This window comes from Streptomyces sp. GB4-14, assembly GCF_022696125.1.
GTDB classification, from domain to species: domain Bacteria; phylum Actinomycetota; class Actinomycetes; order Streptomycetales; family Streptomycetaceae; genus Streptomyces; species Streptomyces werraensis.
This window is the reverse complement of the sequence record NZ_RZHO01000002.1, coordinates 4,316,341-4,329,222: the sequence shown is the minus strand read 5'-3', so window position 1 is coordinate 4,329,222 and position 12,882 is coordinate 4,316,341. Positions and strand designations below refer to the sequence as shown.

Genomic DNA, 12,882 nt, shown 5'->3' with positions numbered 1-12,882 from the left:
CGGATACTCCCGGCTATGAGTGCACGCCCCGAGCCGCGCCCCGCGGACCCCGTCGACGCGATCATCGAACAGTGGGCCCGGGTGCGGCCCGACCTGGACACCGCCGGGATGGAGGTCTTCGGGCGCATCTACCGGCTCGCGCGCGCCATGGGCGACCGGCACGAGCAGGTGTACGCCCCGTTCGGCATCTCCCGGGGCGAGTTCGACGTCCTCGCCACCCTGCGCCGCGCCGGGGAGCCGTACACGCTCTCGCCCCGGCAGCTCTCGGCCACTCTGATGCTCACCACCGGAGGGATGACGGGCCGTCTCGACAAACTGGAGCGCGCGGGGCTGCTGCGCCGCTCACCCGACCCGCACGACCGGCGCGGACTCCAGGTCACGCTGACCGAGGAGGGGCTGCGGCTGATCGACGAGGCGGTGGTCGCGGGCGTCGCCGAGCAGTCGCGGGCACTGGCCGCCCTCGGCGAGGAGCGGGCGGCCCAGCTGGCGGACCTGCTGCGGGAGTTGCTGCTCGCCACGGAGCGATAGGCGGCGCCGCCCCGGAACACCTGGGAGCCGGTCGCGCATCCCCCGTGCGAGCTACAGGAGCTGTCCCTGCCCGGGTGATTCGCGGGCGGCGGCGGATTCCTAGCGTGGTCCCAGGTCGCAGCGGGTGCGGCCACGACGGGAAGGCCGCCATGCGTACGACATCCGAGACACCGCACGCCACCGACTCCGGTCCGGACAAGGACCACGACTCCGGCGGCGGCCGTCTCCGCCGGATCGCGCGCTCCCCGCTCGGCTGGATGCTCGCCGGCCTGGCCGGCGTCGGCCTGGTCTCGGGCCTGACGGCGACCGGCCCCGGCCCGGTGCCGGTGCTGGGCGCGGCCGCCGCGGTCGCCGTCTACGCGTGGGTCATGCGCCGTGCGGCGGGCCGCTCCGTGCCGGAGATCGCCCGGTCCGGGGCCGGCCGGGAGGCGCTGCTGGGCGGCGCGATCGGCCTGGGCTTCGTCCTCGTCTCCGCCCTCCTCATCACGGCGTTCGGGGGTTACTCCTTCTCCTGGGCCGGCGACGGCGTCGTGTCGGTCGTCGCGACCGCGGTCATGGTGCAGGCCGGCGCCGCGGTGACCGAGGAGCTGATGTTCCGCGGTCTCGCCCTGCAGGCCCTGGAGCGGCTGTGGGGCAGCCGGGCCGCCCTCGTGATCACCTCGCTGTTCTTCGGTGTCGCCCACCTGGGCGCCGAGGGGGCGAGCGCGTGGAGCGCGCTGGCGATCGCCGTCGAGGCGGGCGTCCTGCTCGGAGCGGCGTTCCTGTGGCGGCGTAGCATCTGGTTCGTCGTGGGGCTGCACTTCGTCTGGAACACCACGGTGGAGTTGCTCGGCATCCCGGTCTCCGGGCACACCTCCGACGGTCTGTTCACCGCCGACGTCCACGGCTCCGATCTGCTGACCGGCGGCGCCTTCGGCCTGGAGGCGTCGGTCGTGCCCGTCCTCCTCGGCGTGGCCCTCGCGGTCCCGATGCTCGTCCTCGCCCGCCGGAGCGGCAGGTTCACCACCCGCCGGCGCGCGAACCGTTGAGACAGGCCGACCGAAGGAGAACGGACATGACGGCCCGTCGGGAACTGTGGGGCGCCCCCTCGCTCCGTGCTCCGCTCGACCGGTGGCGGGAGCGGGACGCCCTCCTCAAGGACGGCGTTCTCGCCCTGGCCCTCACCCTGCTGTCCTTCGTGCCGACCCTGTCCGGCGTCGGCGCGCAGATCGGCGACCTGCCCGAGCGGCCGGCGGACGCGCTGGGTGTCGGACTGGTCCTGGCCCAGACTCTGCCCTCGGCGTTCCGCCGCAGATCACCGGCGGCCTGTCTGGCGGTCGTCGCGGTCGCGTTCGCCGTGCACCAGGCCCTCGGCTACGCGACGACGTTCGGGAGTGTGGGGCTGTACCTGGCCCTGTACTCCGCCGGCGCCCACCAGGTCCGCTTCCGCCGCGGGCTCGCCGTCCTGGCGTGTGCCGGATACGCCGTGCTGGCCGTCGTCCTGGACCGCCTCGGCTCACCGCAGTCGCTGCCGGACTACCTCGCGTTCGGGCTGGTGCTGGCCGCGGTCCGGCAGGTGGGAAGCACGGTGCGCGCACGGCGCACGGAGGAGGCGGAACGACGGCGGCTGACCGCCGAGGCGGCGACGGCCGCCGAGCGGGCGCGGATCGCCCGGGAGCTGCACGACGTGGTGACCCACCACGTGACGGCCATGGTGGTCCAGTCCGACGCGGCGCAGTTCCTGCTCACGTCGGCGCCGGACCGCGCCGCCGGTTCCCTGACGGCCGTCAGCGACACCGGACGGCGGGCGCTGACCGAACTGCGGTATCTGCTCGGCGTCCTGGAGGCGACCGGTGAGGCGGCGTCCGCGGACCTGGAGCGCGCGGAGAGGGCGCCGGCCCGGGGGCGGCTGGAGGATCTGGTCGAGCAGGCCCGCCGGTCGGGCCAGCCGGTCGAGTTCGACGAGACGGGCGAGCGGCGGCCGGGCGGCGTGGAGGTGGAGCTGGCCGCGTACCGGGTGGTGCAGGAAGCACTCACCAACGCCATGAAGTACGCGGCGGGGCAGACGACCCGGATCCTGCTCCGGCACGGCGACGAGCACCTCGGGATAGAGGTCACCACCGACGGGCCGGTCTCCGCACCGGTCCTGCGGGAGCCCGGCCCGGCGGGCGGACGGGGACTGGCCGGGCTGCGTGCACGCGTGCGGATGCTCGGTGGTGAACTGAACGCCGGCCCCCGGCCCGAGGGCGGGTTCGAGGTCCGCGCCACGATTCCGTCCCGACCCGTCCAGGAGTGATCCCGTGAACGATGCGCCGCCACCTGTCCGTGTGCTCGTGTGCGACGACCAGGCGCTGGTGCGGACCGGCTACGTCACCATCTTCTCCGCGCAGCCCGACATGGAGGTCGTCGGGGAGGCCGAGAACGGCCACGAGGCGGTGCGGGAAGCCCGGCGGCTGCGCCCCGACGTGGTCGTGATGGACGTCCGCATGCCGCTGCTCGACGGCATCCGGGCGACGCGTCAACTGGCGGGCCCGGACTCCGAGGACGCGCCGAAGGTACTGGTCGTCACCACGTTCAACGTCGACTCCTACGTCTACGACGCGCTGCGCGCCGGAGCGAGCGGCTTCCTCCTCAAGGACGCGCCCCCGGCGGAGCTGGTCAACGGCATCCGCACGGTCGCCCGGGGCGAGGCCCTGCTGGCGCCCGCCGTCACCCGCCGCCTCATCGGCCACTTCGCCCAGCATCTGCGTCCGGCCGACGCCTCCCGGCCGGGCCGGCAGGACGTCGTGGGCGCGCTGACCCCGCGCGAGCTGGAAGTGCTCCGGCTGATCGCCGAGGGACTGTCGAACGCGGAGATCGCCGCGGCGATGTTCATCACGCCCGAGACCGTCAAGACGTACGTGTCGCGGATCCTCGCCAAACTCGGCCTGCGCGACCGGGTCCAGGCCGTCGTCCTCGCCTACCGGGTCGGACTGGTGCCCGGCACGACGTGAGCCGGCCGCCGTGCGTGAGCCGGCCCGGCGGCACGGGCCGTACGCACGCGACGCAGGGCGCCGGCGGAGGCCGGCGCCCTGCGGGAAGCGCGCGTGGACCGCTCGGGCGAGCGGGCCCCGGGTCAGGCGTTGGCGTCCGCCTTGGTCCGGATGTTGGAGCTCGTCGGGTCCTTCTTCTGGTGGGACTTGTCGAGCGCCATCACCAGACCGGCGATGACCACGAAGAGCCCGATCGGGAGCAGGACGTAGAGACCCAGCGTCTCGATGACGCTCAGGCCCGTGCCGGGGTCGTCGCCGTCGTCGCGGGTGAGGGCGAGCGCGGGGGACGACATGAGCAGCATCATCAGCGTCGTACCGGCTGCCAGGGCGCCGGCGCGCAGGGCGTTCTTCTTGTCCACGGTCCCCAACGTATCGAACGCGGTCGGGGGCCGCGCGCCCGGGGTGCCGTACGGGCGCGCGGGCCGGTCAGGGGCCGGGCGGGGCGGACCCGTCGGGGGCCGGCGGGGCGCCGGCGCGCAGCACGTCGACCAGGGCCCGCAGCCGGGGGGACGCGGCCAGGTCCTCCAGTGTCACCGGGCGTCCCTCGGCGTCGGCGACGGGCAGCCGCCAGTTCGGGTACTGGTCCCAGGTGCCGGGCAGGTTCTGCGGACGCCGGTCCCCGACCCCGTCCGGCAGCCACACGCCGACCATGCGGGCGGGGGTGCGCAGCAGGTAGCGGTACACCGCCTGGATCCCGGCCTCCTCCCGGGAGGGGCCACCCGGACCGCCCTCGTCCGTCCCGGGCGGCAGCAGCCCCAGCCCTTCCAGCCGCTCCAGCCACTCCCCCACGTCCGCGGCGGCCTCCGCCCGCTCCTCGGCGAGCGGCCGGGTGAGCAGGCCCAGCCGGTCGCGCAGCTCCACGTGCTCGCCGGTGAGACGGGCGGCGGTGGACGGCAGGTCGTGGGTGGTGGCCGTGGCCAGGCAGTCGGCGCGCCAGCGCTCCGGCGGCAGCGGGCGGCGGTCGCCCTCCCAGTCCCGCTCGAACCACAGCACCGACGTGCCGTACACTCCCCGTTCGCGCAGCGCCTCGCGCACCCCGGGCTCGACCGTCCCGAGGTCCTCGCCGATCACCAGGGATCCGGCGCGGGACGCCTCCAGGACGAGCACGGCGAGCATGGCCTCGGCGTCGTAGCGGACGTACGTGCCTTCCGTGGGCGGGCGGCCCTCGGGCACCCACCAGAGCCGGAACAGACCCATCACATGGTCGATGCGCAGGGCGCCCGCGTACCGGAAGAGACCCCGCAGCAGGTCGCGGAACGGCGCGTACCCGCTCTCGGCGAGGCGGTCGGGGCGCCAGGGCGGCAGTCCCCAGTCCTGGCCGCGCGCGTTGAAGGCGTCCGGGGGCGCGCCGACGGACATGCCGGGCGCGAAGTGGTCCTGCTGTGCCCAGGCGTCCGCGCCGGTGGGATGCACGCCGACGGCCAGGTCGTGCACGATCCCCACGCCCATCCCGGCCTCCCGCGCGGCCCGCTGGGCGGCGGTGAGCTGGGCGTCGGTGAGCCAGACGAGCCAGGCATGGAAGTCGACGCGGTCCCGCAGCTCCTCGCGTGCGCGGGCGGTCTCCGCCGAGCGGGGGTCACGCAGCGCGGCGGGCCAGCGGCGCCAGTCGGGGCCGTGCGCCTCGGCGAGCGCGTACCAGGTGGCGTGGTCCTCCAGGGCCTGGCCCTGTTCGGCGCGGAAGGCGCGCAGGGCGGCGGCGCGGCCGGGGCCGAGCGGGACCGTCCGCACCAGTTCGAGGGCCTCCCGCTTGGCGTCCCAGACGGCGTCCCGGTCGATCAGCTCGCCCTTGCCGAGCACCGCCTCGCGCAGCCGCGCCGCCCGCTCCAGCAGGGCGTGCAGCCGCTCGCGGTCCCCGACGTACGCGAACTCGGGCACGGCCTCGACCCGCAGGTGCACGGGGTCGGGGAAGCGGCGCGAGGAGGGGCGGTACGGGGAGGGGTCGGTCGGGGGTCCCGGGACGGCCGCGTGCAGCGGGTTCACCTGCACGAACCCGGCGCCCAGGTCGCGTCCGGCCCATCCGGCCAGCTCAGCGAGGTCGGCGAGGTCGCCCATGCCCCAGGAGCGGCGGGACAGCAGCGAGTACAACTGCACCAGCAGCCCGTGCGAGCGGCCCTCGACCGTGGGCAGCCGGGGCGGCGCGACGATCAGGTGGGCGCGGGCCGTGCGGCCGTCGGGGGCGGTGGCGGTGAGCAGGTGCACGCCGGGCGGGAGGTCCTCGGCGGACGCGCGGGTGCCGCCGTCCTCGGTGCGGATCTCCAGCCGGGCGCCCTCGGGCAGCGCGGCGAGCGCCTCGGGCGGGCGGGCGCCCCAGCCGACGACGGTCGGGGGCAGCAGCCGCTCGGCGATCTCCTGTTCGCGCACGGCCAGGGCGGCGCGGACGGCCTCGTCGGTCGACGCGTCGACGCCGAGGGCGGCCAGGGCGCGCGTGACGGCGGCGGCCGAGGCCGGGACGGTGATGTCCGGGGAGGGGCGGTAGGAAGTGGCGACCCCGTGCAGGCCGGCGAGCCGGGACAGCGCCTCGGAGGGGGTCCCGTCCGGCCGTGGCGCGGTCACGCTAGGGCTCCGGGTGGTACTGGGCCGGGAAGGCGTCGGGTCCCGCGGAGTCCGAGGGGTCGGAGAAGGTGTCGGACTCGCTGGTCAGCCGGGTGGCGTCGGCGAGCGGCGGTTCGCTGGTGAGGGGTTCGGCGTCGGGCAGCGGGGGTTCGCTGGTCAGCGGCGCCTCGGCGCCGGTGCCCTCGGCGCCGAGGAAGCAGTCGTGCGGGTCGCAGGCGGAGTGCTCCGCCTCGGGCGCGGAGTGCTCCGCCACGGGTTTGGACAGGACCGGGGGAAAGACGTATGCCGCTGTAGCCACCGAGGGCCTCCTCGTCGAGCCGGACGTGCGGGTCATCTCGCAGCCCTACCCAGTGGACGCGAGCGCAGACGCACAAAGTCGTTCAACGTGAACGTGGTCACATTCTCTCCCTTCACTCTCACTCCACAGGGGGACAAATGCGCCACAACACCCCCTCTGATTGACACGTTCAGTCCAGGAGTGGTGGGCTCGGGGCGTCTCGGTAACGGAATGGACACGGCCGCCGGTCGTACGCCGGCCGGTCCCGGGGGATCAGGAGGGGCCTCGTGCAGCTGTGGCGTGGCAGAACGGCGTCCGCACGGAGGACGGCACTCGCACTCGCCGTACTCGCCGGATCCCTGGGCGTCGCACCCGCCGCGACGGCCGCGCCCGCCCCGGATCCTGCCCGGTCGCCCGCCGCCGGCCCGGCCGGGACGACCGCCGCGGACGTCCCGGCGGTGTGGCCGCGCCCGCACTCCCTGCGCGCGAACGGCGCTCCGGTCCGGGTGACCGAGGAGGTCGCCCTGGTCGCCGAGCGGGGAGCGGATCCGTACGCCGTGGAGGCGCTGAAGGACGTGCTGCGGGAGGCCGGCGCGCGCCGGTTCACCGACCCGGGCGCACCGGTGCCCGAGGGGGCGCTCGTGGTGCGCGCCGGCAGCGAACACGCCTCCGCCGACCCCCGTCACGCCCTTCCGGCGGGCGGCTACACGCTCACCTCCGGCGACGGCTCCGTGACCCTGACCGGGGCGGACGGCGACGGCCTCTTCCACGCCGTGCAGACCCTGCGCCGCCTGGTCCGCCCGGACGGCACGCTCGCCGCCGCCGTCGTGCGGGACTGGCCCGCCACCGCCGTGCGCGGCATCACCGAGGGTTTCTACGGCACCCCCTGGACGCACCGGCAGCGGCTCGGCCAGCTCGACTTCATGGGACGCGCCAAGCTGAACCGGTACCTGTACGCACCCGGCGACGACCTGTACCGGCAGGCCCGCTGGCGCGAGCCCTACCCGGCCGAGCGGCGCGCGGAGTTCCGCGAGCTGGCCGGGCGGGCCGCCCGCAACCACGTCACCCTCGGCTGGGCCGTGGCGCCCGGACAGGCGATGTGCTTCTCCTCCGACGACGACCTGCGGGCGCTGACCCGCAAGCTGGACGCCATGTGGGCGCTGGGCTTCCGCGCCTTCCAGGTGCAGTTCCAGGACGTCAGCTACAGCGAGTGGCACTGCGGGGCGGACGCCGAACGGTTCGGCTCCGGACCCGAGGCGGCCGCCCGCGCCCAGGCGCACGTGGCCAACGCGGTGGCCCGGCACCTGGCGAGGCGGCACGCGGGCGCCCCGCCGCTGTCCCTGATGCCCACCGAGTACTACGAGGACGGCTCGACCGCGTACCGGCGGGCGCTCGCCCGGGAGCTGGACGACGGCGTCGAGGTGGCGTGGACCGGCGTCGGCGTGGTGCCGCGCACCATCACGGGCCGTCAGCTGTCCGAGGCCCGCGAGGTGTTCGCCCACCCGCTGGTGACGATGGACAACTACCCGGTCAACGACTACGCGCCCGAGCGCCTGTTCCTCGGCCCCTACCAGGGCCGGGAGCCCGCCGTGGCCGCCGGTTCCGCCGCGCTGCTCGCCAATGCGATGGAACAGCCCGAGGCGTCCCGCATCCCCCTCTTCACGGCCGCCGACTTCGCCTGGAACCCGCGCGAGTACCGCCCCCAGGAGTCCTGGCGGGCCGCGATCGCCGACCTGGCAGGCGGTGACGCCCGGCGCGGGAAGGCGCTGACCGCCCTCGCCCGCAACACCGCCTCCTCGGTGCTGGGCGGCACGGACGCGGCGTATCTGCGGCCGCTGCTCGAGGAGTTCTGGCGTACCCGGCCCGCCGCGCGCGGTGAAGGCGACACGGCGGCGGCAGGGCGGCTCCGCGCCGCCTTCACCGATCTGCGCGAGCTGCCCGGCCGGCTGTCCGGCACCTCCCTCTCCGACGAGATCACCCCCTGGACCGGACGCCTCGCCCGTTACGGCGAGGCCGGCACGGCCGCGCTGGACATGCTGCGCGCCCAGCAGGCGGGTGACGCGGGCGAGGCCTGGGCCGCGTACCGGCGGCTGGAGGCGCTGCGTACGGAACTCCGGTCGGCGCGGGTCACGGTCGCGGAGGGCGTGCTGGATCCGTTCCTGGCCCGGGCGCGCACGGCGTACGAGAGCTGGGCGGGCATCGCGCAGGCGCCCGGCGGGAGCGACGGCGGCACGCTGCGGCTGGAGCGCGCCCGGGTGCTGGACACCGTGACGGTGCTGGCCGAACCGGGCACCACGGGTTCCGTGGAGGTGCGTACGCAGGCCGGGGCCTGGCGGCGGATCGGCGCGCTGGCCGCTGAGGGCGCCACCGAACTGCGCGCCGGCGGGCGGCCGGTTGACGCCGTCCGGGTCGTGGACGTGGATCCGGAGCGGGTGCGGCACGTGGTGCCGTGGTTCGCCGACGTGCCGGACGCCGTGGTGGAGCTGCCCGGCGGCCGCGCCGACGCCGACATCGGCCGCACCCGCACGGTGACGGTCACCCTCGGCTCGGCCCGCCCCGAGGACGTACGGGACCGGCTCACCGTGGACGCGCCGGAGGGCGTCGAGGTGCGGGTGCCGAAGGAGCCGCTGTCCGTGCCGCGCGGGACGCCGGTGCGGGTGCCGGTCGAGGTGACCGTGAAGCCCGGCACGCCCACCCGCTCCTACGACGTCCGCCTGGGCTTCGGCGGCGCGGCCCGCACACTGACCGTGGACGCGGTGCCGCCCGTCGAGGGCCGCGACGTGGCCCGTACCGGCCGCGCGGAGTCCTCGGCCGACGAGACGCCCGACTTCCCGGCCTCGGCGGCCAACGACGGGGAGACCGGCACGCGTTGGTCGTCGCCGGCCGAGGACGACGCGTGGTGGCAGGTGGAACTGGACCGCCCGGTGCGGCTGGGCAGGGTCGACCTGCACTGGCAGGACGCGCACGCCTCGGCGTACCGCGTGGAGGTCTCCCGGGACGGCCACGCCTGGCGCACCGCGGCGGAGGTCCACGACAGCCGCGGCGGCCACGAGACGGTCCGCATGGACGAGCCGGACGTCCGCCACATCCGCGTCCAGGGCGAACGGCGGGCCACGCGGTACGGGTACTCGCTGTGGTCGGTGGAGGCGTACGCGGTCGCAAAATGATCATTTGCGGCACACCGTCCACGCCCGGCCAATCGGACAGCTGAAAAGGCGAAGGCCGCCTCAGGCAAATAAAGTTGACCCTCAGTCAAGTCTGCTGCTAGCTTTTCCGGGCTGGCCGACATTCGGCCGCACGGGGGGCGGTAAAAGTGGGGGGACACCACTCGCGCGAGCTTCCTCGTGTCTTTACGGAAACAGGGGAAGATGAAGAACAGCGTTCGCATTTCCACCATCGCCGGTACCGCAGCAGTGATCACGCTGGCCCTCGCGCCGCTCGCCCAGGCCAACTGGAGCAGCTCCATAACGGGCGCCAGCGTGGGCTTCGAGTCCCGGCGCTGGTCGGACGAGCTGTACTCGCAGGTCCAGTTCACCAACTGCCGGACGGACGGCTCGAAGAGCACCGACGTGCAGATGTGGAACGACATCTCGCTGCAGCCCGACGAGTCGTACGACAACAAGACGTTCACGGCCTGCTTCAGCGGCGGCACCAGCAACGGTGAGTGGACCGACCTGCCGTCCGGCAAGCGCGACTACTACTTCAAGATCATGAAGATCGGCGGCTCGACCTTCGGCCCGCAGCTGAGCGTCAGCACCGTCACGGTGGACACCACCAAGGCCGACGGCTGATCGACCAGCCCCGAGGGGTGCCCACCGGGCACCCCTCCCCGTCGACCGAAGAACAGTCCGGTGAATCAGCATGAAATTCAGCACCGCCTTCCGCAGCGGTAGTGCGCGATGGGCCTCACCCGCCGTTCTCTTTCTTGCGCTGCTTTATTACGTCACCGGGGAAACAGCCCCGCTTTCCAGTTATTACCATTACGCGCCCAGCATTGTCGCGGAGCCTTTGAAGACGCTTTATGCGCTGGCTTATGCGGTGGCCGCGGCGCTCTCCTGCTGGGAAAGCGGACGACTGCGCAGCGCTCGCGTCTGGGAACTCGCACCCGCACGGTCCCGCTACCGCATCGCGGCCAACGCCCTGGCGCCGGCCGTGGTGCTGGCGTGGCTGGTCGTCCTGGTGCCCCCGGCGCTGTCGCTCGCGCGCTCCGGCACGCTGCCCACACCGGACAGCCTCCGGCTGCCGCTCGGCGCCATGGTGCTGTGCGTCGCCCACGCCGTCCTCGGCTTCGCCGTGGGCTGCTGGATCCCGCGGGTCATCGCCACGCCGATCCTGGCCGTGGCCGACTGGATCACCGTCGCGTTCACCAGGTCGGTGCTGCCCTACTGGCCCCGTCACGTCTCCGGCCAGTACGGCTCCATAGGCTTCGGCGAGGTGCCCGGTCTCGTCACCGTCCTCGTGCCGGTCCTGCTGGCGGGCGGTGTGGCCGTGGGGCTCCTGCTCCTGTGGCTCCCGTACGGGCCGCTCGCGCTCCGTGCCGCACTCGCACTCGCCGTCGCGGCGGGCGGCGCCCTCGGCGCGTACCGGACGGCCGTCCCCTGGACGGCCACGCCTCCGCTGACCGCCGGCCACGTGGCCATGACGTGCACCGGTGAGGCCCCCCGCATGTGCGTCCCGGAATTCACCGCCGGCACCCTGCCTCAGGTGCAGCGGGACACGGCCGAGGCGCTGGACACGCTGCGCGAGGCGGGCGCGACCTCGGCGCGGCCCCGGCTGATCACCGACAGCTATGTCGACGGCCGTCTGCACAAGCCGTCGACCGACGCCGTCTGGCGCATGGCGCTCACCGGGCCGATGCAGAGCGGTGACGCCGTCTACCGGGTCGTGGTCCGGTCGCTGCGCTTCAGATGCGAGCAGGTGGACGCCAGGACCGCCCATGGCGTCTGGCTGTGGGCCGCGTCCAGGACCGGCCAGGAGGACGCTTACCGCAAGCGCCGCGAGGAGGAAGGTCTGACGCCGGTGGCCCGGCAGCTCGAGGAGCAGGTACAGGCGGACGTCACCCGGGTGCTGTCCACGTCGCCGGCCGAGCAGACCCGGTGGGTCAGGCGCTCCCTCGCCGCCTGCGGTACGGAGCAGTCGTGAGGTGGTGGTTCAAGGCCCGCAGGGGCTACACCCTGCTGCCTCTCGGCCTGGCGCTGTTCACGCTGGCCCTGTTCGCGGTGCAGGACACCACGGTGCTGCTGCCCTCCGTCACGGGCAGCCCGCGGGTGGCGCTGTCCCTGTTCGTCCCGGTGCCGCTGTTCGCCCTGCTCATGGCGGTGCTGGAGTCACGGCTCCCGTCCGCCGAGGCGTCCGGCGTGCGGTCCCTGATCTGGTTCGACAACGCGCTCGTCATCTCGGTCATGGCCGCCGCGGCCCTGTGCAGCGTGGCTGTCGCCGCACTGCAGGGCACCGCTGCCGCGACCACCGGGGCGCGCAACGCCCTGTTCCTGACCGGTCTGATGCTGATCGGACGGGCCTGGGCCGGCCAGGCGGCGGTCATGGTGCCCGTCGGCTGGCTGGTCACCGTCGTGGTGATCGGGTTCCGCGGCAACATCCCGCGCCCCTGGACGGTGATCGCCCTGCCCGCGGACGACGTGTTCGCCGCGGTCGCCTGTGCGACGGTGTTCGCCGTCGGTCTCGTGGCCCAGATCCCTTCGTCGAGGAAGACAGCGTGACACTCGAACTGCGCAACTGCACCTACGGCTACCGGCGCTGGAAGCGGCCGGTGCTGAGCGACTTCTCCTACGCCCTGCCGGACGGGATGACCGTCCTCCTCGGCCCGAACGGCGCCGGCAAGTCCACCCTCCTGAAGCTGGCGGCCTCGGTGAACCGGCCGCAGGCGGGCGAGGTGGTCCTGGACGACATGCGCGCGGGCACCCCGGCGTACCGGCGGGCCGTGGCGTGGATGCCGCAGGACATCGCGCCCATGCCCACCCTCACCGCCCGCGAGTACGTCGCCTACATCGGCTGGCTGAAGGGCATGAACCGCGCGGACGCCTGGAAGCAGGCCCGCAAGGCGCTGGTGCGCGTGGACCTGGCCGACAAGGCCGACGACCGCACCGGGCAGCTGTCCGGCGGCCAGTTGCGGCGCGTGGGCGTCGCCGGGGCGCTGGTGCACGGCGCGCGCGTCCTGCTGCTGGACGAGCCGACCGCGGGCATGGACCCCTACCAGCGCCGCGTGTTCCGCGACAACCTGCGCGCGCTCACCGATGACGTGCGGGTGCTCCTGTCCACGCACGACGTCGCCGATCTGGCGGAGGAGGCCGATCACGTCACCGTGGTGCACGGCGGCCGGATCCTGCATCACGGCGACACCCGGGCGTTCCTGCGCCACACCCCGCCGGGCACCGTGGAGGGGCGCGCCGCCGAGGCGGCGTACACGGCTCTCCTCCGGGACAACGGCGTGGCCGCCTGAGGGACGGGGCACCCGGGACCGCGGGGACGGTCCGGGGCGCGACGACGGCGGGCGCC

At 74.4% G+C, this 12,882-nt stretch carries 12 protein-coding genes; 9 read left to right on the top strand and 3 right to left on the bottom strand.

All coding sequences use genetic code 11. The features are described from left to right. Positions 1 to 15: 15 nt before the first annotated feature. The 4 genes from ELQ39_RS21110 to ELQ39_RS21095 all read left to right on the top strand — a co-directional run bounded on the left by ELQ39_RS21110 (position 16) and on the right by ELQ39_RS21095 (position 3,500). Complete coding sequence (locus ELQ39_RS21110; protein WP_225628052.1) at positions 16 to 528, top strand: MarR family winged helix-turn-helix transcriptional regulator; 513 nt, start codon at positions 16 to 18, stop codon at positions 526 to 528. 149 nt (positions 529 to 677) lie between these two features. Further along, a complete protein-coding gene (locus ELQ39_RS21105) occupies positions 678 to 1,556 on the top strand; it encodes a CPBP family intramembrane glutamic endopeptidase (RefSeq protein WP_242593407.1) in 879 nt (292 codons plus the stop codon). A 26-nt stretch (positions 1,557 to 1,582) separates the two neighbouring features. Beyond that, entirely contained in the window at positions 1,583 to 2,803 is a 1,221-nt protein-coding gene (locus tag ELQ39_RS21100; RefSeq protein WP_242593405.1) for a sensor histidine kinase, read from the top strand. A gap of 4 nt (positions 2,804 to 2,807) precedes the next feature. Next, a complete protein-coding gene (locus ELQ39_RS21095; protein ID WP_242593403.1) occupies positions 2,808 to 3,500 on the top strand; it encodes a response regulator in 693 nt (230 codons plus the stop codon). Between the two features lie 122 nt (positions 3,501 to 3,622). Here ELQ39_RS21095 and ELQ39_RS21090 read toward each other — a convergent pair whose 3' ends face one another. The 3 genes from ELQ39_RS21090 to ELQ39_RS21080 all read right to left on the bottom strand — a co-directional run bounded on the left by ELQ39_RS21090 (position 3,623) and on the right by ELQ39_RS21080 (position 6,390). Then, positions 3,623 to 3,898, bottom strand: a complete 276-nt coding sequence (locus tag ELQ39_RS21090; protein WP_190000655.1) for a hypothetical protein — start codon at positions 3,896 to 3,898, stop codon at positions 3,623 to 3,625. Positions 3,899 to 3,965: 67 nt separating this feature from the next. Further along, the gene (malQ, locus tag ELQ39_RS21085) at positions 3,966 to 6,092 is read right to left on the bottom strand and encodes a 4-alpha-glucanotransferase (protein ID WP_242593402.1); all 2,127 of its coding nucleotides are present in this window, start codon (positions 6,090 to 6,092) and stop codon (positions 3,966 to 3,968) included. A gap of 1 nt (position 6,093) precedes the next feature. Further along, complete coding sequence (locus tag ELQ39_RS21080; protein ID WP_242593400.1) at positions 6,094 to 6,390, bottom strand: hypothetical protein; 297 nt, start codon at positions 6,388 to 6,390, stop codon at positions 6,094 to 6,096. 266 nt (positions 6,391 to 6,656) lie between these two features. On the opposite strand from ELQ39_RS21080, the gene ELQ39_RS21075 reads away from it, so the two are divergent. The 5 genes from ELQ39_RS21075 to ELQ39_RS21055 all read left to right on the top strand — a co-directional run bounded on the left by ELQ39_RS21075 (position 6,657) and on the right by ELQ39_RS21055 (position 12,826). Then, complete coding sequence (locus ELQ39_RS21075; RefSeq protein WP_242593398.1) at positions 6,657 to 9,536, top strand: beta-N-acetylglucosaminidase domain-containing protein; 2,880 nt, start codon at positions 6,657 to 6,659, stop codon at positions 9,534 to 9,536. A 201-nt stretch (positions 9,537 to 9,737) separates the two neighbouring features. Beyond that, positions 9,738 to 10,160 carry a hypothetical protein gene (locus ELQ39_RS21070; RefSeq protein WP_190000658.1) on the top strand — a complete coding sequence of 141 codons (423 nt, stop codon included), beginning with the start codon at positions 9,738 to 9,740 and terminating at the stop codon, positions 10,158 to 10,160. 217 nt (positions 10,161 to 10,377) lie between these two features. Further along, a complete protein-coding gene (locus ELQ39_RS21065) occupies positions 10,378 to 11,511 on the top strand; it encodes a hypothetical protein (protein ID WP_225628059.1) in 1,134 nt (377 codons plus the stop codon). Continuing rightward, positions 11,508 to 12,086 (top strand): hypothetical protein, encoded by a 579-nt coding sequence (locus ELQ39_RS21060; protein WP_242593396.1) that lies wholly within the window; start codon positions 11,508 to 11,510, stop codon positions 12,084 to 12,086. Before ELQ39_RS21065 ends, ELQ39_RS21060 begins: the two co-directional genes overlap by 4 nt. After that, entirely contained in the window at positions 12,083 to 12,826 is a 744-nt protein-coding gene (locus tag ELQ39_RS21055) for an ABC transporter ATP-binding protein (RefSeq protein ID WP_242593394.1), read from the top strand. Before ELQ39_RS21060 ends, ELQ39_RS21055 begins: the two co-directional genes overlap by 4 nt. Positions 12,827 to 12,882: the final 56 nt, after the last annotated feature.